The organism is Pacificibacter sp. (genome assembly GCF_039769035.1).
GTDB lineage: Bacteria > Pseudomonadota > Alphaproteobacteria > Rhodobacterales > Rhodobacteraceae > Celeribacter.
The window spans coordinates 1-21,913 of sequence record NZ_JBDMZG010000123.1; the positions used below are offsets into that span (position 1 = coordinate 1).

A 21,913-nucleotide genomic window follows, 5' to 3' on the forward strand; every position below is an offset into this window, starting at 1 on the left:
AGCGGATAGCCGGTGTAATTGTGGGTTAAGATAAACAGCTTGCCGGTGCGCGCGACGGCCTCTTCAATTTTCAAAGCATCTTCGAGTGTGGCCGCCAAAGGTTTGTCGCAAATGACGTGAATACCCGCCTCAAGAAAAGCAATTGCGGGGCCGGCATGCATATGGTTGGGCGTGACGATAGCAACCGCATCGATCCCGTCTGCGCGGCTGGCCTCTGCGTTGGCCATCTCTTCATAAGAACCGTAAGAACGCGCAGGATCCAACCCGAGGTCCGAAGCCGACGCTGCAGCACGTGCGGGATCTGAGGAGAGGGCACCTGCGATCAGTTCCCATTCATTGTCGATCCGTGCCGCAATGCGGTGCACCGCGCCGATGAACGCGCCGCGTCCACCGCCTACCATGCCCAGTTTCAGTTTTTGTGTCATGTTATCAATTCCTAAGCCTGCGACTTTAAAGTCCAAGAATCTTGTTGATCGTGGCCTTGTCTACGTCGCCACCGGCGAAATCATCGAAAGCTTTGTCGGTGGTTTCAATGATATGCTGCGCAATAAATGGCGCGCCTTCGGCGGCCCCTTGCTCTGGGGATTTCAGGCAGCATTCCCATTCAAGCACGGCCCAAGAGTCGTAATTGTATTGCGCGAGTTTCGAGAAAATTGCCTTAAAGTCCACCTGACCATCGCCCAAGGATCGGAAGCGCGCAGCGCGGTTGACCCATGACTGATAGCCTGAGTAAACGCCTTGGCGCCCGTCTGGATTAAACTCAGCGTCTTTGACGTGATAGGCGCAAATGCGGTCGTGATAGAGATCAATAAACGCGAGATAGTCCATTTGTTGCAGCAAAAAATGCGAGGGATCATAGTTAATTTGCGCGCGCTTGTGTCCGCCCACGGCATCGACAAACATTTCAAAGGTCGCGCCGTCAAACACGTCTTCACCAGGGTGGATTTCATACCCAACATTGACGCCTTGATCCTCATAAGCATTCAAAATAGGCGTCCAGCGACGGCCCAATTCTGCGAACGTTTCTTCGATCAACCCCTCAGGGCGCTGCGGCCAAGGGTACAGATACGGGAAAGCCAAAGATCCGGTGAAGGACACAGAATTATCAAGGCCAAGCTTGCGCGAGACGACGGCCGCTTTCATCATTTGATCTACGGCCCACTCTTGACGCGCTTTTGGGTTTCCGTGCACGCGCTCGGGCGCAAAAGCGTCAAAGGCGAGATCATAGGCGGGGTTCACTGCCACAAGCTGACCTTGCAAATGGGTCGACAGCTCCGTGATTTCCACGCTTGCGTCTGCGCAAATGCCTTTGACCTCATCAATGTAGGCGTCACTTTCGAAGGCTTTATCGAGATCAAACAGATGGGTCACAAATGTTGGAATTTGAACGCCTTTGTATCCAAGACCTGCGGCCCACTTGGTGATGTTCTCCAGAGTGTCAAAGGGTGCTTCGGCCCCTGCAAATTGGGCCAAAAAAAGCCCAGGGCCTTTCATCGTTGTCGCCATGTCTGTGTCCTTTTGAGGTGTGAGTCTGTTCAGTGGGTATCCGCACTGGGGTGAAATTCGGTTCTAGGGCACCGTTACTCCAACAATGGATCAGAAAACTTCGGAGTATCCAGAACCTGAAGGGGGGGCGCTTTGGGCGTTTCAATCGCGCGTATAACGGCCTCGGCAAGACTTGCGCCTGTCAAACTCACGTCCTCGTGTACCGTTAAAATGCCGCGCCGAAAGCGGCGTAGGAATGGGATGGCTTCTTTTGAAAACACGTCCATTGTGTCACCAATGACGAGCCCCATTGCTTCCGCGGTATCCACTGCCACCATGGTCGACGTTGTTGAGGCGCAAAACAGGGCGTCAATGTCGGGATTGGCAGCTATGGCTCCGCGAACTGAGGCTTCAATGTCGCGGGGAGGGCTGTCTGACGTGACGTCCTGCAAAACGAGGCGACGTAGCCCCAGTCTTTCGGCGGTTTGTTTGGTGCTTTCTAAAATTTCACGCCCATAGTTCTGATAGGGCGGGGGTGCCACGATCAACACGCATTTGCGGCCCCGTCGTGCCAACGCTTCCATTCCAATCACGCCGAACTCGTAGTTGTCGAAGTCCGCAAACGGATGTTGTTTGTCGCCGTTGGTGCGCCCGTGGGTGGCAAAAGGGAAATTGCGTTCCAAAAGGTACTTAACGCGCGGGTCATCTGGCTCGGTTTGGTTGAGGATCAAGGCATCAGATGTGCGGTTTTCAACCACGTAACGCACTGGGCGCATTGGATCTTCGTCAGGGAAAAATGGCGTTACAATGAGATGATATGGCGTGGCGCGCAGCGCGCCCGCAACGGATGATATCAACTGTGCGGTGTGGTTCATCATGTCGTGTTCAGTGGACAAGACCAATGAAATCACATTCGTCTTCCCTGTGCGCAGGCGCACACCCGCGCGGTTGGGTAAGTAGCCAATTGAATCTGCACAAGCACGCACACGCTTCTTGGTTTCAACGGATATATCGGGCGCATTGTTGAGCGCCCGGCTGACTGTTGCGACTGCTAGGCCCGTAATCCGAGATATGGTTTTTAGCGTTGGTCGCTCGCCAGAACGTAGTCCGTTTTGGTCGTCATCAGGTGCGGTCATGATCCCTCATTTCGGTTAAAAACGATCGCGTTTGGGTGGCATTTTTGAGTTGCTGATTCTGGTCGGATTCGGTCGTTTTGCGTCCCTTGCTCCGGCCTGCTCGTCAAAAACCAATTGTACTTGATAGCGCTAACCTTTGGTATTTATTATTAAAGTTCCTTTGAAAACTATCCTATTTTTTTTGCTTTGTCAGCGCGAAAACTGCTGACATACTGCTTGTCGTAGAAATGCAACGTAACCGATTCTGGACTTTTTGCAAAATCTATAACGTTATAGGTGCTCCTGTAACGTTTTCGAAACTAGGGAGGACGACCAACATGAAACTAACCAAAGCACTCTTGAGCGCGACAGCATTGAGCGCGGCAGCAACGACTGCGCACGCTGTAGACCTTGAGGTTACGCACTGGTGGACATCCGGCGGCGAAGCTGCTGCTGTGGCCCAGTTCGCGAAAGCACTCAATGAAAAAACGGAACACAATTGGGTCGATGGCGCGATTGCAGGCGGCGGCGGTACAGCGCGCCCGATCATGATTTCCCGCATTCTTGGCGGTGACCCAATGCATGCGACACAGTTCAACCACGGCCGTCAGGCTGAGGAGCTGGTTGAAGCAGGTTTGATGCTTGATCTGACCGATGTGGCCGAAGCTGAAGGGTGGAAAGACGTTATTCATCCGTCCAGCTTGCTCGATTCTTGTACCATTGATGGTCGCATTTATTGTGCACCTGTGAACATCCACTCATGGCAGTGGTTGTGGTTGTCGAACTCTGCTTTTGCTGACATTGGCGTTGATGTTCCGACCAACTGGGACGAATACGTCGCTGCAATGCCTGCATTGCAAGAGGCCGGCAAAGTGCCGCTCGCAATGGGCGGTCAGTCTTGGCAGTCCTCTGGCGCCTTTGGTGTGATGGTTGTTGCACTCGCTGGTGTTGACGCATGGAAAGCCGTGAATGCAGACAAAAACGCGGATGTCGCTGCGGGGCCTGAGTACGCAAAAGTGTTTGAAGCCGCAGCTGCTGCGCGAGAGTTCTCAAAAGACACAAACGTGCAAGACTGGAACCAAGCGACAGCTATGGTGATCGAAGGCAAAGCTGGTGGTCAAATCATGGGTGATTGGGCGCAGGGTGAATTTGCTGTTGCTGAAAAAGTCGCTGGCGAAGATTACACATGTCTTCCGGGTTTGGGCGTGAACGAGATCATCTCAACCGGTGGTGACGCGTTCTATTTCCCAAAACAAGACGATCCTGCAATCGAATCAGCGCAAAAAGAACTGGCGTCTTTGATGCTGTCAAAAGCTGTACAAGTTGATTTCAACCTGAAGAAAGGCTCACTGCCTGTGCGCGGTGATGTTGATCTTTCAGCAGCCAATGACTGCATGAAAAAAGGTCTCGCGATCCTTGCCTCTGGCAACATCTTGCCTGATGGCAACCAGCTGTTGTCTGCGGACACAACGGGTCAGATCGAAGACCTCATGACTGAATTCTGGTCCTCCGACATGTCGGCAGCTGATGCGCAAGCGGAATACGCTGCGCTTATCGCGAGCGCTGACTGATCCAGACAGGTCTTTGACCCGGCCCGCGATGCGCGCGGCCGGGTCTTTTTACTCATGTGTTGAGCTGGCCCAGACCACTCAGTGCGCAATAGGGGGATGTTTCTGCCATGGCAGCAACGGATCACGGGGTTGATCGGAGCAGGCGCGACTATGCCAAGCCACCGATCAAGATATTCAAAAACCTAAGTTCGAAAATCGCGGCGATCCCAATGATATTGACCGCTTTGGTTGTTTTCATTGGGTGTTCTGCTTGGACGATTGTTCATTCGTTCACCGGCTCAAAGCTTTTGCCGAAGCTCAACTTCGTTGGCTTTGACCAATATGAGCGACTTTGGAGTTCGCGCCGTTGGTTGGTCTCGGTAGAGAACCTGTTTATCTTTGGCGCTTGTTCGCTGGTTTTCACCTTGGTGATCGGGTTCGTTTTGGCCGCTTTACTGGATAGAAAAATCAGGTTTGAGAACACCTTTCGCACCATTTTCCTCTATCCGTTTGCTTTGTCTTTCGTGGTCACGGGCCTTGTGTGGCAGTGGATCTTGAACCCTGAATTTGGCATCCAATCGATTGTGCGCAATCTGGGGTGGGAAAGCTTTGCTTTCGACCCGCTCTACAACTCGGACATCGTGATTTACGGCATTTTGATCGCCGGTCTGTGGCAGGGCACGGGGCTGATCATGTGCATCATGTTGGCGGGGATGCGAGGCATCGACGAAGACATTTGGAAGGCCACCCGTGTTGACGGGATCGGCACGGTGAAAACCTATATCGTGGTGATCATTCCCATGATGAAGCCTGTGTTTGTGACTGCTTTGGTGCTGATCGCCGCAGGTATCGTTAAGGTCTATGACCTTGTGGTCGCGCAGACCTCAGGCGGGCCTGGGATTTCGTCAGAAGTGCCGGCCAAATACGTTTATGACACGCTGTTTGGTCGTCAAAATCTGGGCCAAGGCTTTGCCGCGTCAACGATGATGCTGGTGATGGTTGTGATCATTTTGATCCCATATGTGTATCTTCAATTCGGGGGCAAGAAAAACCAATGACCCAATCTCACCCTCAGTCAATTGCAGACGCAGCGCTGTCAGGGCCCAAAGGCCCCAAACCCAAACGCCGCTTTTCGCCCGCCAACTTGTTCCTATATGGCACGTTGATTGTCATGTCGCTCTACTACCTTTTGCCGCTGTGGGTGATGGTGGTGACCTCGCTCAAAGACATGGCCGAGGTGCGCATGGGCAATATTTTTGCGCCGCCCGTTGAGATCACGTTCCAACCTTGGGTCAAGGCTTGGTCCGAGGCCTGTACCGGCATCAACTGTGATGGCCTGTCGCGCGGATTTTGGAACTCTGTTCAGATTTTGATCCCGTCAGTGATCCTGTCGATTACCGTTGCCTCTGTGTCGGGGTACGGGCTGTCGATGTGGAAATTCAAAGGCTCGGAGTTCTTCTTTAACGTACTGCTTTTGGGCGCCTTTATTCCCTATCAAATCATGCTCTATCCCATCGTGATCATCTTGCGCGAAATGGGTCTTATGGGGTCGCTTGGTGGTTTGGTTCTGGTGCATATGATCTTTGGTATGCCGATCAACACTTTGTTATTCCGCAACTATTTCTCAAGCATCCCGCAAGAACTGTTCAAGGCTGCGCGCGTTGATGGGGCAGGATTTTGGGCGATCTTCTTTAAGATCATGTTGCCCATGTCTTTGCCGATCTTTGTTGTGTCGATGATCATTCAGGTCACGGGCATCTGGAACGATTTCTTGTTTGGCGTCGTCTACACCAAACCTGCGATTTATCCGATGACGGTGCAGCTCAATAACATCGTGAACTCCGTGCAAGGGGTCAAAGAGTACAACGTCAATATGGCGGCGACTCTGCTCACCGGCCTTGTGCCTCTCGTTATCTATTTCGTATCCGGCAAGCTGTTCGTTCGCGGCATCGCAGCCGGCGCCGTGAAAGGCTAAGACTATGACAGTAATCGAAAACCCATCCGTCTCGATCAAAAACCTCGATCTCAACTTTGGGGCCGTGAAGGTCCTCAAAGACCTCAATCTTGATATTGCGCATGGCGAGTTTATCGTGCTGCTTGGCGCGTCTGGTTGTGGCAAATCCACCTTGCTGAACTGCATCGCGGGGCTTTTGGAAGTCTCAGGCGGGCAGATCCATATTGGCGGAAACAACGTCACATGGGCCGAACCCTCTGAGCGCGGCATTGGCATGGTGTTCCAGTCCTACGCGCTTTATCCGCAGATGACGGTGCGGGGCAATCTGACTTTTGGTCTGAAAAATGCCAAGGTGCCAAAAGCCGAGATCGAAAAACGCGTCGCGCGTGCGGCTGAAATTCTGCAAATGGAAGAACTGCTCGACCGCAAACCGGGCGCTTTGTCAGGTGGACAACGGCAACGCGTTGCAATCGGGCGGGCTTTGGTGCGCGATGTGGATGTGTTCTTGTTTGACGAGCCCTTGTCGAACTTGGATGCCAAGCTGCGCACAGACCTGCGGGTTGAGTTGAAACAGCTGCACCAGCAGTTGAAAAACACCATGATCTACGTGACCCACGATCAGGTCGAAGCGCTCACTTTGGCAGACCGCATTGCGATCATGAAAGATGGATTGATCCAGCAGCTTGCCAGCCCGAAAGAGATCTACAATCGCCCTGTGAACAAATACGTGGCTGATTTCATTGGCTCGCCTGCGATGAATTTCTTTGAAGGCGATGTGGACAGCGGTGTGTTTACAGCCGGTGACCTGTCGATCGATCTGAAGGGGTATGAATTTACGCCTGCGGGTCAAACCGGTGGGCCTGCGTGGTTTGGTATTCGCCCAGAACATGTGGTCGTTGACGGCACAGGACCTGTGCAACTGCAAGTCACCGCACAGATCGTCGAACCGATGGGGTCCGATACGCTTGTGTGGACTCAGGTTGCTGGCGCTCCATTCCGTATTCGTATGGATGGGACATCTACGGTTCAGTCTGGCGACGTTCTAAATATTTCGTTCGATCCAGCACATGCGTCAATGTTTGATAAAGCGACAGAAGAACGCTTGTAACACCGACGCAGATCTAACAGGGGCGGCGCGGTCGCCCCTTGATTTCAAAAACTTTCTTTGGCTCAGACTGCCTGCGCTTGACGCGTGCTCTGTGGCCTAAATCGACGGATGATCTTAATGACTGCCTTTGAAAACTGGACCCTTCGCGATGACAGTGGCACCTATGACCTTTCGGTTACTGTGCCATTTGACACCGTAAGTGCGTTGCATGATGCGGGCAAAATTGTGGATCCGTACTGGGGCCGTAATGAATACGGCTTGCGCTGGATTTGTGAGCGTGAATGGCTCGCCTCAACAGTCTTTTCACTGACAGATGTATCGCAAGAATTGGTGCTGACGGGCTTAGATGGCGTCGTTGATGTTTCGGTAAACGGCACGCATGTTCTGAGTGCGGATAACAATTTTCGCACTTGGCGGGCGGATATTTCCAAGGTTGCAAAGATTGGCGAAAACGAGCTGGTTTTAACCTTCAAGTCCGTGGTGGCAGAAGGCAAAGCGCGTCAAGACGCACAGCGCTACACGATCCCGTACTCCTTTAACTGTCCTATTCCCAACGGAAACATGCTGCGCAAGCCGGCATGCGATTTTGGGTGGGATTGGAATATTGCCTTGGCTCCGAGCGGGATCATTGGTGCAGTGACCCTTGTGCCGATCTCGTCGCCGCGCATTTCGCACATTCTGATTGATCAAGTGTTCGACGAGACAGGCACTGTCACGCTGGCGGCCAATGCCCATGTGCAAAACGCGCCAGACGGTCATACGGTTGAGATGCGCTTTGGTGGGCGGAGCGTTACGCCTCAAATCATCGCAGGCGTTGCGACCGGTGAGTTTGTTGTCGAAAACCCTGAATTGTGGTGGCCCGCAGGGCAGGGCATGCAGCCGCTTTATGATTTAGAGGTGCGTCTGGACGAAGAAATCCAATATCGCCGCATCGGGCTGCGTCAGATGGAATTGGTCACCGAAAAGGACGCGGCAGGCATCGGGTTTAAATTCCGCGTCAATGGCCGTGATGTCTTTGCCAAAGGGGCCAATTGGATTCCAGCGGATGCTTTGGCGGGCAAGATTGAACGCGCAGAGGTCGAAAAGCTGCTGCAATCCGCTGTGGACGCCAATATGAACATGATCCGCGTTTGGGGTGGGGGTCAGTATGAGCCGACGTGGTTCTATGACCTCTGCGATGAAATGGGCCTTATGGTTTGGCAAGATTTCATGTTCTCTTGCCATTTGTACCCATGTGATGATGCGTTTTTGCAAAATGTCGCGGAAGAAGTGCGCGAAAACGTTCAACGCTTGCATCATCATGCCTCACTGGCGGTGTGGTGTGGTGACAACGAATTGGTTGGTGCTTTGACGTGGTACAAGGAAAGCTTAGAAAACCGCGACACCTATTTGGTGATGTATGATCGGCTCAATTCAGCGATTGAGCGCGCCTTGTTTGCAGCTCATCCAAAGGCGGTTTGGTGGCCGTCTTCGCCCTCCGCTGGTCCACTTGATTTTGGCGATGCATGGCATGATGACAGCTCTGGCGATATGCATTTTTGGTCGGTTTGGCACGAAAACAAAGACTTTGAACATTACCGCGACATTCGCCCACGCTTTTGTTCTGAATTCGGCTTTCAAAGCTATCCGTCCAATCGGATCATCGACACTTTCGTGGCCCCTGAAGACCGCAACATCGCGGCACCTGTTTTGGAAAGTCACCAAAAGAACGAAGGCGGAAATGAACGTATCGCCGCGACGATGTTCCGCTATTTCCGCTTTCCCGTGGATTTTTCAAACTTCGTCTATTTGAGCCAAGTGCAGCAGGGATTGGCCATCAAAACGGCCGTGTCGTGGTGGCGTTCATTGAAGCCGCATTGCATGGGCACGCTGATTTGGCAGCTCAATGACACTTGGCCTTGCGCATCTTGGTCGAGCCTTGATTACGGTGGCAATTGGAAGCTTTTGCACCATATGGCGAAAGAATTCTACGCGCCCGTTCTTGTGACAGTTGCGCCCGACAAAGACGAATTTGTGTTTTCCGTGGTGTCCGACTTGCCTGAAGACCACGTTGTTGATTTGCGTATTCAAGCCGTTGATATGGCAGGTGCAACCCGTGAGATTGACCGCTTTAACGTGACCGCCAAAAGTGCCGAGGCAGTCGAGGCGATCCGGCTTGGCGATACCGTGTTGAATGACGATGAAATTTTGTATTTCTCGTGGGATGCGGGGGAGGACGCAATGGGCGCGCCATTGTTGGGCGCTGATATTTTTGCGCCGAAAGCGTGGAAAACCTACGATCTTTTGCATGCGAAGATTGATCTCAAAACAACCCAAATTAACGATGTGACAGAGGTCACTTTGACCTCACGAGGCTTAGGTCTGTTTGTGAGTTTGGAGGCAGATATCGCGGGCCGCTTTAGTGAAAATGCTGTCACGCTTTTGCCGGACACGCCGCTGACAATCACCTTTACGCCTGAGAGCTTAGGGCAGGCGCCGCAAATTACCCTGCGCGACCTGCATTCAGCCACTTACGACGTGGTTCATTGAAAACGCAAAACCGACGCGCTTTGCGATCATACCGACAACCAAGGGCAGTCATATGAATGCCGATGAAAGAGAGACCCAATTATGACCGATTTTTCATACCAACTGTACAGTTCCCGCGATTGGGATCAGGCTGAAACCCTCGCGATGATTGGCGCACTCGGCTATGCGCAATGTGAAGGGTATGGCGCGTTCTACAACGAGCTTGAGGAATTAGATGTTCTCAAAACACGCCTCAAGGCGGCTGGATTGCACATGAAATCTGGCCACTTCGCGTTGGATATGGTCGAAAACAATCCCGATGGGGTGATCGCGATTTGCGAGGCACTCAACATTGAACACGTTTATGTGCCATTTTTGATGCCGGATGAGCGTCCAACGGACGCCGCAGGATGGCGCGCTTTCGGGGCGCGTTTGGAAAAAGCGGGCGCGCCGATTGTGGCCAAAGGATTGGTGTTCGGCTGGCACAATCATGACTTCGAGTTCGCCACTTTGCCCACAGGCGAGACGCCTCAAGATTTGATCATCGAGGGCGGGCCAAGCCTGAACTTTGAACTGGATATCGCTTGGGTCGTGCGTGGCGGCAAAGACCCGATTGAAACGATCCAACGCTATGGCAAACGCATTACGGCAGTGCACGTGAAAGACATTGCGCCAGCGGGCACCAAAGACGACGAGGGTGGCTGGGCTGATGCAGGAACGGGCATCATGGACTGGCCTGCAATCATGTCGGCCGTGCGTGAATTCACCTCTGCGGATCTGTTTGTGATGGAGCATGACAATCCGTCAGATCACAAGCGCTTTGCCTCGGTTGCGATTGAAAATGCTCGTAAATTTTAAGATCGAGAAAGGATTATACCTATGACAAAACTTGGTGTCGGCATCATTGGATGCGGTAATATTTCGACGTCTTACTTGGGGCTTGCCCCCAATTTCAAAGCGCTAGAAGTGCGTGCGGTTGCGGACCTCAATATGGAGGCCGCCACTGCGCGGGCTGCAGAATACGAGGGCGTGCGGGCAGAAACGGTTGCGGACTTGTTGGCGGCGGATGACATTGACTTGGTGCTCAATCTGACCATTCCCGCAGCGCATTTTGCGGTGACCAAACAGATATTGGAAGCGGGCAAGCATGCATATTCCGAAAAGCCTTTCGTGCTGTCGCTGGCTGAGGGTGAAGAGCTACGCAGCCTTTGTGCCAAAACCGGACTGAGGGTTGGATCTGCGCCGGACACTTGGATGGGCGGTGCGCATCAGGCAGCGCGAGCGGCGATTGATGCAGGGCAGGTGGGGCGCATTACCTCGGGCACGGCGCATGTGCTGTCGCCAGGCATGGAAATGTGGCACCCCAATCCTGACTTTTTCTTTGTTGCTGGCGGCGGGCCGATGCTGGATTTGGGGCCTTACTACGTCACCAATCTGATCCAACTCTTGGGACCGGTGAAACGCGTCGTGGCCCTGACGACATCCGCCTCTGACACGCGCACGATCACGACTGAAGGCCCGCGCGCGGGCGAGAAAATCCCCGTTGAGACGCCGACAAACATCCACGCTTTGCTTGAATTTGTCTCAGGGGCCACGATCACCCTGTCCACGTCTTGGGACGTTTGGGCGCATCGTCATGCTAATATGGAGCTTTACGGCACAGAAGGATCTATTTTTGTGCCTGATCCCAATTTCTTCGGTGGCTTAGTGGAAATCGCCGGCAAAGATAAAGAGATCAAAGAGCTGTCCCAGCCGGATCACCCCTTTGGCATTTCCAACCAAGAAGACGGGCAGGGCACGCCGCGCGCCAATTATCGGACTGCTGGTTTGGCCGATATGGCGCAGGCGATTGTTGAAGATCGCCCGCACCGTTGTTCGCTGGAACTGGCCTTACATGCGGTTGAGGTGATGACGTCCGTGTTGAAATCAGGAGAAGAGGGACGCTTTGTTGAGATGACAACGACCTGTGAACGTCCTGCCGCAGTGACACCGGAGGAAGCGTCTAAACTACTTGGGTAAGGCATGTCGGGGCTGCCTTTTGGGGCATCTTCAAAAATTTTACTCATAGGCTTGCGTGTAAATTGCACAGCACGGTTGCGCTAACATTTTCGCTCAAGGGGCGTGCGCCGTCGCGTCTGGTTCCAGTGGTGAAAACTGCGCATAAAGGTTTCAAGGCAAAGGATGTGTGCGATCAGAGTTTCGCCCACACCACTGATATTTTGGAGGACACTATGACATATACCCCCGCAGAAAACCGTTACGAGACTATGCAGTACCGCCGTTGCGGCAATTCAGGTTTGAAACTACCCGCCGTCTCTTTGGGCCTTTGGCACAACTTTGGTGATGACACGCCGCATCAAACAAAGCGCGACATTTTGCATACTGCGTTTGATGCAGGCATCACCCATTTTGATCTCGCCAACAACTATGGCCCACGTCCGGGCTCGGCAGAAACCGCCTTTGGTGAGATCCTGAAAACCGATTTTGCAGGCTACCGCGACGAGATGATTATTTCATCCAAGGCCGGTTATCTCATGTGGGATGGGCCTTATGGCGAATGGGGATCACGCAAGTATTTGATGGCGTCTTGTGATCAATCGCTCAAACGCATGGGCGTGGATTACGTCGACATTTTCTATTCGCACCGCTTTGACCCTGACACGCCTTTGGAAGAAACCATGGGGGCGCTCGATAGCATCGTACGTCAAGGTAAGGCGCTATATGTTGGAATTTCATCATATAATTCGGATCGAACACGTGAAGCTGTGCGCATTTTGAATGAGCTTGGAACGCCCTGTATCATTCACCAGCCGAGCTACAACATGCTTAACCGTTGGGTGGAACACGATGGGTTGAAAGACACGCTGCAAGAGCTGGGTGTCGGCTCAATCGCCTTTACACCGCTGGCGCAAGGTATGCTGACCAATAAATATCTGGGCGGTATCCCCGAAGGGTCGCGTGCGACCCAAGGTAAATCGCTGAAACCTGAGTTTGTGTCAGACCGTGCCATCGCCAACCTCAATAAGTTGAACGACATGGCGCAATCTCGCGGACAAACGCTGGCGCAAATGGCCATCGCTTGGGTGCTGCGCAACAATGGCATTACCACTGCCTTGATTGGTGCGTCGAAACCCTCACAAGTCACAGATTGTGTGGGCGCGGTGAACAATCTTGAATTCACAGCTGAAGAGCTTGCCTTCATCGACGAGCATGCCGATGAGGAAAAAATCAATCTGTGGGCCTTGTCCTCAGAAAGCTAAGGAGTGATCTATTGATCCAGAACCCAATTCTTCCCGGTTTCAACCCTGATCCGTCGTTCGTGCGGGTTGGGGACGACTATTACATCGCGACGTCCACATTTGAGTGGTATCCTGGTGTGCAAATATTTCACTCTCGGGATCTGGTGAATTGGGATCTTGTGGCGCGGCCTCTCAATCGGGCCGCGCTATTGGATATGCGTGGAAATCCAGACAGTTGCGGGATTTGGGCGCCGTGCCTTTCCCATGATGGAGACAAGTTCTATCTGGTCTACACGGATGTCAAACGCTTGAAGGGCAAGTTCAAAGATGCGCACAACTACATCACCGCCTGCGAGACCATTGATGGCGACTGGTGTGACCCTTGGTATGTGAATTCATCAGGGTTTGATCCGTCTTTGTTTCATGACACGGACGGTAAAAAATACTTTATGAACATGCAATGGAACCACCGCGGTGCGGGCACGGGCGGCAATCCAAAGCATTCGTCTTTTGACGGTATCTTGATGCAAGAATGGTCGCCGGAGCATGGCCTGACCGGCAAGGTCGAAAACGTCTATCCTGGCACATCTCATGGTCTGACTGAGGCGCCACACGTATTTAAACGCAACGGCTATTATTACATGACCACAGCTGAGGGCGGCACGGGCTATGGTCACGCAGTGTCTTTGGCGCGGTCCAAATCGATCTGGGGGCCTTATGAGGATCACCCCGATCTGCATGTGATCTCGACCCAAAATACGCCGCTTACTGAAAGCCCGATCCAGCGCACGGGGCATGGCCAATATGTGGAAACGCCTGAGGGCGACGTGTACCATACGTTCTTGATGGGGCGGCCCATTCAGAAACGCGGGTCTGGTCAGTTTTTCTGTCCCATGGGGCGTGAAACTGGGATTGAACGCTGCGTTTGGAAAGATGATTGGCTGTATCTTGAGCAGGGCGGCTTGGTGCCGCGTGCAGAATTGCCGGGCCTTGTCGATGTTGCACCACGCGCGCCCGAGGCGCATGTGACCCAGTTCGAAGGCACTGAATTGCCGATAGATTTCCAATGGTTGCGCCATCCTCACCCTGAGCGCCTGTTCCGTGTGGACAATGGCTTGCACCTTATTGGGCGAGAAAGTTTTGGCTCTTGGTTTGAAAATGCTTTGGTCGCGCGTCGCCAAGAGCATTTTGTATTTCGCGCCGAGACGGAAGTGTCATTTGAGCCCGACACCTATCAACATGCAGCTGGCCTGACCCACTATTACAATCGCCACAAATTTCACAAACTGCTGATCTGTTTTGAGCCAGACATCGGTCGCTGTTTGCGCGTGGTGTCTTGTCTTGGCGATCATATGGACAATGAACTCACATGGCACGGCGATCCAATCGCGATCCCCGAGGGGCCCGTGCAAATGCGTGCCGATGTGGATCACGCGGATTTGCGGTTCTCTTGGCGCATGGGTGATGGCGATTGGGCGGACATTGGCGGCGTTTTGGATGCCACGCTTATTTCCGATGAAGCGGGCTTTGGCGAACATGGGTCCTTTACGGGGGGCTTCATTGGCATGTATGCGATGGACATCACAGGGCAGGGGCGCGAGGCGCTGTTTTCCCGTTTCTCATATACGCCGCAGGCCTGACCAAAGCGGCGCTCAAAGGATGACGACATGAGCTGGACCTCACGCGTAATGGTGTATGATTTCGAAGAGGGAAAATCCTTTCCGATTTTAGAAACGGATATGCACATCGAGGCCCCAAATTGGACGCCTGAAGGCGATGCTTTGATCGTCAATGGTGAGGGCAGCCTGTTTTGGGTTGATCTGGAAAATCCTGAGCTGTGGGAAATCGACACGGGGCTCTGCATAAAGCTCAACAACGATCACGGCATCACGCCCGATGGTGAAACTCTGATCTTTTCCGATCATACCTACGGCGAAGGGTCGGTGATTTGGACGCAACGCTTGGGCGATGAAACCGAGGATGCCGATCCAACCCGCGTGACTCCCAACAGTCCATCTTGGTGGCATGGCGTGTCACCTGATGGCAAAACGCTGACCTATACGGCTGTGCGGGATGGGGTGTTTGGCATCTACACGATTGGGATTGAGGGTGGTGATGAAACTTGCGTGGTGCAAAGCGACCACCACTATGATGGCCCTGATTTCACCGCTGACGGCGATTGGATTTGGTTTAATTCCGAACGCGGCGGCAATGGGTCGTCTGATCTGTGGCGGGTGCGTTTGGATGGCTCAGATTTAGAGCAAATGACAGATGACGATCGCGTCAATTGGTTCCCGCATCCGTCCCCTGATGGTGACAAAATCATCTACCTTGCCTATCCAACGGGCACCGAAGGTCATCCCGCTGGCAAAGAGGTGGAGTTGCGCCTGTTCACTGGCAAAGGCAAAACGCCGACGACGCTTGTGTCGCTGTATGGCGGGCAGGGCACGATCAATGTGCCGTCTTGGTCGCCCGATGGGGTGGCTTTTGCCTATGTGGAATACGCCAAACCCTAAGAAATCAATAGATCGGTTGCGTGATCTAACGCCAAGGCTGCTGCGCCCTGCGCCCAAATGAGGTCCCCCCAAGCGTGGATTTCAACAGGCGTGGGTGTTCTGCCCTCGTTGAAGGTGAGGTGGTGCATCTCAGCGATGACGTTTTCCTCGTACAGGTACTCAAATTTCAATCGTTCGCCCGACAATAGGATCGCTGCGGGATCAAATAGGGTGACGACGTTGGCCAAACCCATAGCTAAGTATTTGCCTGCACGCGAAAAAATGGCCTTCGAAACCTGATCACCTGCTTTGGCCTGCGCATAAAGGGTTTCCAGCGTTTCATGCGTGTCAGGGCTGATCTGCGCCGTTTTCAGCGCTGTTGAGGCTTCGCGTACCAAGGCGTAATCGGCAATATACGCTTCAAGACAGCCGCGTCGTCCACAGCGGCACAGCGCGCCATCCATCTGCACTTTACTGTGGCCAAGTTCCATCCCAAGACCCATGCCGCCACGGCGGAGTTCGTGGTCGATCACCAGCCCCATTCCAACGCCGTGCTCTATGGACACCACGGCGAAGTTTTCGCGGTGACGCCCCGCGCCAAACCAAAGTTCTGCCAAGGTCAAAAGGTTTGCGTCATTGTCGATCCGCACGGGCAGCTTTAAGGCGTTTTGCAAAAGGTCGCGCAATGCCACGTCTGTTTCTTGCATGAAGGGACACCAAATCACGCGGCCTGCGGTGAAATCCACCATTCCAGGGACGCCAACAGCGACGGCGGTGACGTCAGAGATTGCCAAATTTGTGGTCCGTAAAATGGCTTCGATCAAGGCGCGCGTTTCGCGCACAATGTCGTTGGGGCTGCGCTGTGCCTGCACCACCGACTGCGATAGATTGCCAACCTTTTTACCCGCGAAATCTAGGATGACCGCTGAATTGGACTGATCGGAAATCTTGATCCCAATGCTGTAGCCTGCCGTGCCAGAGATGGTCAGTCCAACAGGGGGCCGCCCGCGTAGACTGTCTTGGGCCTGAGGGCGTTTCAATTCAGTCTCCGCAATGAAGCCGTTGTTTATGAGGTCTGCCGAAAGGGACGTCATGGTTGCCGGTGAAATGTCGAGCTTTCGCGCGACGTCGCCCCGCGCGATGGTGCCGTGGGCGCGCACCACATCGATGACTTGCCGTGGCAGAGGTGTCTGATGTTGTCGCGTACTTGTAAATGTTGGCCCGCATCCAAGGGTTTCGGCGTGTACGCTATGCTGTCGATTGAGTTGGAGGGTGTCCATTTAATTTCCACGATGTATTAATGCGAAAGGATTGTTGCGGTTGCTCGGCGATTTTTCAACATATTTCACTCATTATGAGACGGATTCAACCAAAATCACAGCTATTTATTTTGACAGATAAATTAAATTGAACGAAACTCGGCACAAGGGAGAAGATTCGACAGCAATTCTCGGCAATTCAATGGGCGCACTTGCGATGGTGCGTGCCGTTGTTTGCGTGGTCTATGTTTTGAACTCCCACAACAGTTTCTCAAGCGCGCCAGTAAAACCTGCGGCGCGATGTCAAAAGGATCAAGCTGCCATGACCGATTATTTCAAAGGTATTCCACAGATCAAATATGAAGGTGCAGACAGCACAAACGAGTTTGCGTTTAAGCACTACAATCCTGAAGAGATCGTTTTGGGCAAGCGCATGGATGAGCACCTGCGGTTTGCTGTCGCCTATTGGCACAGCTTTGCTTACGAGGGCGGGGACCCTTTTGGCGGGCGCACGTTTGATAGGCCTTGGTTCGATGGCGGTATGGAAAACGCCAAACTCAAGGCTGATGTGGCCTTCGAGATGTTCGATATTTTGGATGTGCCCTTCTTTTGTTTCCATGACCTAGATGTCCGTCCCGAAGGTGCAACCTTTGCCGAAAGTAAGCGTAATCTTGAAGAGGTTGTTGATTACTTCGCAGGCAAGATTGAGAGCTCCAAAACCAAGCTTTTGTGGGGGACGGCTAATCTTTTCACCCACCGCCGGTTTATGGCTGGGGCTGCGACCAACCCTGACCCAGATGTGTTTGCCTATTCAGCGGCCACGATCAAATCGTGCATGGATGCCACGATCAAACTTGGCGGGGCGAACTATGTGTTGTGGGGTGGGCGTGAAGGCTATGAGACTTTACTCAACACCGATTTGACACGTGAAGCGGATCAGGCGGCGCGGATGCTTGAGATGGTGGTGAACTACAAACATAAAATGGGCTGGGACGGTCAGATCTTGATCGAACCCAAACCGCAAGAACCTTCCAAGCACCAATATGATTTTGACGTTGCCACAGTCTATGGGTTCCTCAAGCGCTATGGGCTTGAGAATGAAGTCAAAATGAACCTTGAGCAGGGACACGCCATTTTGGCAGGGCATTCGTTTGAGCATGAATTGGCGCTGGCGGGATCGCTCGGCATGTTAGGATCGATCGACATGAACCGCAATGATTACCAATCGGGTTGGGATACAGATCAGTTCCCGAACAACGTGCCTGAGACCGCTTTGGCCTATTATGAAGTGATTAAGTCTGGTGGATTTGGTCAAGGTGGCACCAACTTTGATGCGCGCATCCGTCGTCAATCTTTGGACCCTGAGGATTTGATCCTATCTCACGTGGGTGGCATGGATATCTGTGCTCGTGGCTTCAAGGCTGCGGCAAAGATGTTTGAGGATGGCAAGCTTGAGGCGGCTCGTTCCGAGCGCTATGCGGATTGGGATGCGCCTGCCAACCAAGAAATGTTGTCTGAGGGCACACTTGAAGATATCGCGCACCGTGTTGAGACGCAAAATGTGAACCCAGAACCGCGCTCAGGGCGACAAGAACGGCTTGAGAACTTGGTGAATACCTACGTTTGACAGATGCAACCGGCAGGAGGCGCAATTTCTAACGATTTTGCTGCCTCTGGGGTTGCATTAGTGGCACAAAGATTTAATTAGTATGATAATTGACGTGTCGCGTGACAGCGGCGTAAGATTGCACGCAAGCGGCAATCTGAGTCTTAAGGTTTAACGTCGCACCGGATTGGTGCTGGAAAGGTAGTCGCATGACATTTACCCCACACGGAAAACATCTCATTGCAGGTGAATGGATCGGTACAAAGGATGTCTTCGAGTCTGAACCTGCAACAGGATCGGCCCACAAATTTAGCGTTGGGACGCCTGAATTGGTTGCTTCTGCTGCAGAAGTCGCGGAAGAAGCATTCTGGAGCTTTGGCTACGCATCGCGTCAAACGCGCGCAGATTTTCTGAACGCAATTGCGGATGAAATCGAAGAACGCGCTGATGCGATTACCCAAATCGGTTCAGAAGAAACAGGGTTGCCAACAGCACGTTTGCAAGGTGAGCGTGGCAGAACAACGGGTCAGTTGCGTTTGTTCGCGTCGCATATTCTTGCGGGGGACTACTTGGATCGTCGCGTTGACGAAGCATTGCCTGACCGCGCACCATTGCCACGTCCTGAAATCAAATTGATGCAGCGTCCTGTTGGTCCTGTCGGCGTGTTTGGCGCTTCAAACTTCCCACTTGCATTTTCCACCGCTGGTGGTGACACCGCGGCGGCGCTTGCTGCTGGGTGTCCAGTTGTTGTCAAAGGTCACTCTGCGCATCCTGGAACTGGTGAAATCGTGGCTGAAGCAATTCACGCTGCGATTAAATCCTGTGATTTGCACCCTGGCGTGTTCTCTTTCATCCAAGGCGGCACACGTGAAGTTGGTGCTGCACTCGTACAGCATCCTTTGATCAAAGCTGTTGGATTTACTGGGTCTTTGGCCGGTGGTCGTGCTTTGTTTGATTTGTGTGCGCAGCGTCCTGAGCCTATTCCATTCTTTGGCGAGCTTGGCTCTGTGAACCCTATGTTCTTTATGCCTGCTGCTTTGGCGAACCGTGGCGCTGAAATCGCTGCCGGCTGGGCTGGTTCGTTGACAATGGGGGCAGGGCAGTTTTGTACCAACCCAGGTATCAGTGTTGTGGTCGCAGGCCCTGACGCGGATGCATTTGTGGAAGCGGCGACCAAAGCGCTTGAGCCAATTGGGCCGCAAACAATGCTGACAGACGGCATTGCGGCAGCGTACCGTTCTGGACATGCGACGATAGCTGGTACCCAAGGCGTGCAAGAATTGCTCACCTCGACTTGCGATTTGCGCAATGCGTCACCGTACTTGTTCGCAACCACTGGTGAAAACTGGTTGGCGAATGAAGAGCTTGGTGAAGAAGTGTTCGGACCGCTTGGCATGATCGTGATCGCCAAAGACATGGATGAAATGCGGACCATTGCGAAGGCTTTGCAGGGGCAATTGACGTGCACATTGCACCTTGATGATGCCGATGCCGAAGATGCGCGCAGCTTGATGCCTATTTTGGAGCGCAAAGCGGGTCGTATTTTGGCGAACGGGTTCCCAACAGGTGTCGAAGTGTCTGAGGCGATGGTGCATGGTGGACCTTACCCAGCATCAACGAACTTTGGCGCGACCTCAGTGGGCACAATGTCCATTCGCCGGTTCTTGCGTCCTGTAAGCTACCAAAACATTCCTGCGGCGGTTTTGCCTACAGACATCGCCTAAAAAATTGGGGCGCACATCTCCCTCTGCGGGAAGTGTGCGCCCCATTTCTATTTCAGTGACCGCAGTGTTTTCGCGACTTTTTGCTGAGCCCTAGAGAGCGACGAGCGCACCACGATGCTGTACCACTTGCGCAGAAAGTGTCATGCCTGCGCGCAACGCATCTTCCAGATTGGCCCCTTGCATCCGCGCTGTGATGTAGCCAGCGTTAAAGCTGTCACCAGCTGCTGTGCTGTCCACGGGCGTCACGGGTTCTGGAGAGATCGAAATCCCGCCTTCGCCTTGTGACCATGCATACATTTCGTGTGCGCCGTTCTTGACGATCACAGTGTGTGCACCGAGGTCGCGGTAGCGTAGCGCGGTGTCTTGCGGCTTTGTATCCCCAAACATTTCCTCTTCTTCGTCGAAAGAGGGCAGCATGACGTCAGCAATAGATGCTGCTTTTGACAACCAGAGTTTCGTCGCTTCAGGGTTTTCCCAAAGGCGGGGGCGAATATTGGTGTCAAAAACCACCTGCGCCCCTTGGCTGCGCGCGCGCGCCAAAGCGTCGATAAGGTTCTGGCGATGTTCGGGCGATAAAATCGCGAGGGTGATCCCAGAGAACAGCAAAATCTGATCGCCAGAAAAGGCAGCATCCAGCGCGCTTGGGTCCGCCGCAAGCAGTTTTGCCGCAGAATTGTCGCGCCAATACGCAAAGGACCGTTCGCCATTGGCCAGTTGAATCATGTAAAGACCGACAGTGCGATCGCTGGTGCGGCTGACGTATGTGGTTTCGACACCAGACGTGTCGAGGAAGTCGAGCATCTTGTCTGAAATGCCATCTGTGCCCACAGTTGTCAGGTACCGCACGGCATAGTCGTCTTGACCTGCAAGGCAACGCTTTGCGTACCACGCGGTGTTCAACGTATCACCCGCGAAGTTCATAGCGTATTTGCCATGCCCATCCGGCGCCATTTCAACCATGCATTCGCCGATTGTCAAAAGTGTTTTAGTTTTCACGGTCTTCCTCTTCGAAAAATTCTATATGTGCGGCTCTAATAGTGTGAATAGAGTCAGCGATGCGGTTCAGGTGCGCGCGCATGAGTTCGATAACGTTGTGTTTGTTCTTGGATTTGAACGCTTTCAATATTTCAGCGTGCTCGTCATGGGCGATTTGAGACCCTTCATTGTTGAGCGACAGATAGCGGACGCGATCCATGTGGGCTTTGTTGTCTTTGATCAAAGTCCAGACTTCTGGGTGGCCTGCAATAGCGCAAATTTTTGCGTGAAGCGCGTCGTCAAGTTCGTGAAATTCATCGCGTTTTTCGTTTTCTATGGCTCTTTGTTGGCCATCAATATTGTCTTCCAGCGCTTGGATATCTTCGGCGGTCGCTTGTTTCATTGCCGTGCAGATCGTTTCCAATTCCAATGCGGTGCGAATGAAGCGCGCCTTGAGTACAGCAGCGGTGGAGATTTTTGTAACAACAGTGGCGCGTTGCGGGCGGATCAACAGAAAGCCTTGTTGGCTTAGGCGATAGAATGCATCACGTACGGGCTGGCGAGACACTTCGAGTTTGCTGGCGACATCTGCTTCAGAGAGCTTGGTCCCCGGCGGCATGTCTAGGCTCACAATGCTGTTGTAGAGTTTTTCATATACGACGTCGGTGACAGAGGGACTGCGCTCTTGTGTTAGCGCTTGTAGTTTTAAGTCTCGTGTCATCCGTAATCTCCTTGCCGTGCTCAGTTTAGCCAATATGCACAATTTTTGCTCCGAAGTTCAATCCTTGTGTCACCGCAAGATTTGCTGGTGTCGTATTTCAGCTTAACAGGTGTGAAGCTGCGTTGACATGATTTAACAGCTAGCATATTAGATTACTAGAGGAATGAACACCCC

Annotated in this window: 18 protein-coding genes; 12 read left to right on the forward strand and 6 right to left on the reverse strand. The window is 53.0% G+C overall.

The window, feature by feature from the left end:
- From ABF287_RS10960 to ABF287_RS10970, 3 genes are all read right to left on the reverse strand, one after another.
- On the reverse strand, window positions 1–425 hold a 425-nt coding region (locus ABF287_RS10960; protein ID WP_347185045.1), incomplete at its 3' end, for a Gfo/Idh/MocA family oxidoreductase.
- A 25-nt stretch (window positions 426–450) separates the two neighbouring features.
- A complete protein-coding gene (locus ABF287_RS10965; RefSeq protein ID WP_347185046.1) occupies window positions 451–1,506 on the reverse strand; it encodes a sugar phosphate isomerase/epimerase in 1,056 nt (351 codons plus the stop codon).
- A gap of 74 nt (window positions 1,507–1,580) precedes the next feature.
- The gene (locus ABF287_RS10970; RefSeq protein WP_347185047.1) at window positions 1,581–2,621 is read right to left on the reverse strand and encodes a LacI family transcriptional regulator; all 1,041 of its coding nucleotides are present in this window, start codon (window positions 2,619–2,621) and stop codon (window positions 1,581–1,583) included.
- Between the two features lie 317 nt (window positions 2,622–2,938).
- On the opposite strand from ABF287_RS10970, the gene ABF287_RS10975 reads away from it, so the two are divergent.
- The 10 genes from ABF287_RS10975 (at window position 2,939) to ABF287_RS11020 (ending at window position 15,475) form a co-directional block, all read left to right on the forward strand.
- Window positions 2,939–4,171, forward strand: coding sequence for an ABC transporter substrate-binding protein (locus ABF287_RS10975; RefSeq protein WP_347185048.1), 1,233 nt, complete (start codon window positions 2,939–2,941; stop codon window positions 4,169–4,171).
- Window positions 4,172–4,278: 107 nt separating this feature from the next.
- On the forward strand, window positions 4,279–5,208 hold the full coding sequence (locus ABF287_RS10980) for a sugar ABC transporter permease (protein WP_347185049.1): 930 nt from the start codon (window positions 4,279–4,281) through the stop codon (window positions 5,206–5,208).
- Window positions 5,205–6,125 carry a carbohydrate ABC transporter permease gene (locus tag ABF287_RS10985; protein WP_347185050.1) on the forward strand — a complete coding sequence of 307 codons (921 nt, stop codon included), beginning with the start codon at window positions 5,205–5,207 and terminating at the stop codon, window positions 6,123–6,125. Before ABF287_RS10980 ends, ABF287_RS10985 begins: the two co-directional genes overlap by 4 nt.
- A 4-nt stretch (window positions 6,126–6,129) precedes the next feature.
- The gene (locus tag ABF287_RS10990; RefSeq protein ID WP_347185051.1) at window positions 6,130–7,212 is read left to right on the forward strand and encodes an ABC transporter ATP-binding protein; all 1,083 of its coding nucleotides are present in this window, start codon (window positions 6,130–6,132) and stop codon (window positions 7,210–7,212) included.
- Window positions 7,213–7,329: 117 nt separating this feature from the next.
- Window positions 7,330–9,741, forward strand: a complete 2,412-nt coding sequence (locus ABF287_RS10995) for a glycoside hydrolase family 2 protein (RefSeq protein WP_347185052.1) — start codon at window positions 7,330–7,332, stop codon at window positions 9,739–9,741.
- 81 nt (window positions 9,742–9,822) lie between these two features.
- Window positions 9,823–10,578 (forward strand): sugar phosphate isomerase/epimerase, encoded by a 756-nt coding sequence (locus ABF287_RS11000; protein ID WP_347185053.1) that lies wholly within the window; start codon window positions 9,823–9,825, stop codon window positions 10,576–10,578.
- Between the two features lie 21 nt (window positions 10,579–10,599).
- On the forward strand, window positions 10,600–11,739 hold the full coding sequence (locus tag ABF287_RS11005; protein WP_347185054.1) for a Gfo/Idh/MocA family oxidoreductase: 1,140 nt from the start codon (window positions 10,600–10,602) through the stop codon (window positions 11,737–11,739).
- Window positions 11,740–11,951: 212 nt separating this feature from the next.
- On the forward strand, window positions 11,952–12,980 hold the full coding sequence (mgrA, locus tag ABF287_RS11010; RefSeq protein WP_347185055.1) for an L-glyceraldehyde 3-phosphate reductase: 1,029 nt from the start codon (window positions 11,952–11,954) through the stop codon (window positions 12,978–12,980).
- Window positions 12,981–12,991: 11 nt separating this feature from the next.
- Window positions 12,992–14,599 (forward strand): glycoside hydrolase family 43 protein, encoded by a 1,608-nt coding sequence (locus tag ABF287_RS11015; RefSeq protein ID WP_347185056.1) that lies wholly within the window; start codon window positions 12,992–12,994, stop codon window positions 14,597–14,599.
- A 27-nt stretch (window positions 14,600–14,626) separates the two neighbouring features.
- Window positions 14,627–15,475 carry a hypothetical protein gene (locus tag ABF287_RS11020; RefSeq protein ID WP_347185057.1) on the forward strand — a complete coding sequence of 283 codons (849 nt, stop codon included), beginning with the start codon at window positions 14,627–14,629 and terminating at the stop codon, window positions 15,473–15,475.
- Here ABF287_RS11020 and ABF287_RS11025 read toward each other — a convergent pair.
- Window positions 15,472–16,734, reverse strand: coding sequence for an ROK family protein (locus ABF287_RS11025; protein ID WP_347185058.1), 1,263 nt, complete (start codon window positions 16,732–16,734; stop codon window positions 15,472–15,474). The two genes, ABF287_RS11020 and ABF287_RS11025, sit on opposite strands and share 4 nt — an antisense overlap.
- 301 nt (window positions 16,735–17,035) lie before the next feature.
- Here ABF287_RS11025 and xylA point away from each other — a divergent pair, with 301 nt between their 5' ends.
- Entirely contained in the window at window positions 17,036–18,340 is a 1,305-nt protein-coding gene (gene xylA, locus ABF287_RS11030; RefSeq protein ID WP_347185059.1) for a xylose isomerase, read from the forward strand.
- A 188-nt stretch (window positions 18,341–18,528) separates the two neighbouring features.
- Window positions 18,529–20,043 (forward strand): aldehyde dehydrogenase (NADP(+)), encoded by a 1,515-nt coding sequence (locus tag ABF287_RS11035; RefSeq protein WP_347185060.1) that lies wholly within the window; start codon window positions 18,529–18,531, stop codon window positions 20,041–20,043.
- Between the two features lie 90 nt (window positions 20,044–20,133).
- Here the strand turns inward: ABF287_RS11035 and ABF287_RS11040 are convergent, their stop codons facing one another.
- Both ABF287_RS11040 and ABF287_RS11045 read right to left on the reverse strand, forming a co-directional pair.
- Window positions 20,134–21,039: a sugar kinase gene (locus tag ABF287_RS11040; protein WP_347185061.1), complete on the reverse strand. Its 906-nt coding sequence runs from the start codon at window positions 21,037–21,039 to the stop codon at window positions 20,134–20,136.
- Window positions 21,029–21,739: a GntR family transcriptional regulator gene (locus ABF287_RS11045; RefSeq protein ID WP_347185062.1), complete on the reverse strand. Its 711-nt coding sequence runs from the start codon at window positions 21,737–21,739 to the stop codon at window positions 21,029–21,031. The genes ABF287_RS11040 and ABF287_RS11045 overlap by 11 nt, the downstream gene beginning before the upstream one ends.
- Window positions 21,740–21,913 lie beyond the last annotated feature (174 nt).

What these genes read in the sequence shown, in the direction of transcription:
- ABF287_RS10965 (WP_347185046.1), bottom strand. Translation starts at nt 1,506, where the DNA reads ATGGCGACAACGATGAAAGGCCCTGGGCTTTTTTTGGCCCAATTTGCA.
- ABF287_RS10970 (WP_347185047.1), bottom strand. Translation starts at nt 2,621, where the DNA reads ATGACCGCACCTGATGACGACCAAAACGGACTACGTTCTGGCGAGCGA.
- ABF287_RS10975 (WP_347185048.1), top strand. Translation starts at nt 2,939, where the DNA reads ATGAAACTAACCAAAGCACTCTTGAGCGCGACAGCATTGAGCGCGGCA.
- ABF287_RS10980 (WP_347185049.1), top strand. Translation starts at nt 4,279, where the DNA reads ATGGCAGCAACGGATCACGGGGTTGATCGGAGCAGGCGCGACTATGCC.
- ABF287_RS10985 (WP_347185050.1), top strand. Translation starts at nt 5,205, where the DNA reads ATGACCCAATCTCACCCTCAGTCAATTGCAGACGCAGCGCTGTCAGGG.
- ABF287_RS10990 (WP_347185051.1), top strand. Translation starts at nt 6,130, where the DNA reads ATGACAGTAATCGAAAACCCATCCGTCTCGATCAAAAACCTCGATCTC.
- ABF287_RS10995 (WP_347185052.1), top strand. Translation starts at nt 7,330, where the DNA reads ATGACTGCCTTTGAAAACTGGACCCTTCGCGATGACAGTGGCACCTAT.
- ABF287_RS11000 (WP_347185053.1), top strand. Translation starts at nt 9,823, where the DNA reads ATGACCGATTTTTCATACCAACTGTACAGTTCCCGCGATTGGGATCAG.
- ABF287_RS11005 (WP_347185054.1), top strand. Translation starts at nt 10,600, where the DNA reads ATGACAAAACTTGGTGTCGGCATCATTGGATGCGGTAATATTTCGACG.
- mgrA (WP_347185055.1), top strand. Translation starts at nt 11,952, where the DNA reads ATGACATATACCCCCGCAGAAAACCGTTACGAGACTATGCAGTACCGC.
- ABF287_RS11020 (WP_347185057.1), top strand. Translation starts at nt 14,627, where the DNA reads ATGAGCTGGACCTCACGCGTAATGGTGTATGATTTCGAAGAGGGAAAA.
- ABF287_RS11025 (WP_347185058.1), bottom strand. Translation starts at nt 16,734, where the DNA reads ATGGACACCCTCCAACTCAATCGACAGCATAGCGTACACGCCGAAACC.
- xylA (WP_347185059.1), top strand. Translation starts at nt 17,036, where the DNA reads ATGACCGATTATTTCAAAGGTATTCCACAGATCAAATATGAAGGTGCA.
- ABF287_RS11035 (WP_347185060.1), top strand. Translation starts at nt 18,529, where the DNA reads ATGACATTTACCCCACACGGAAAACATCTCATTGCAGGTGAATGGATC.
- ABF287_RS11045 (WP_347185062.1), bottom strand. Translation starts at nt 21,739, where the DNA reads ATGACACGAGACTTAAAACTACAAGCGCTAACACAAGAGCGCAGTCCC.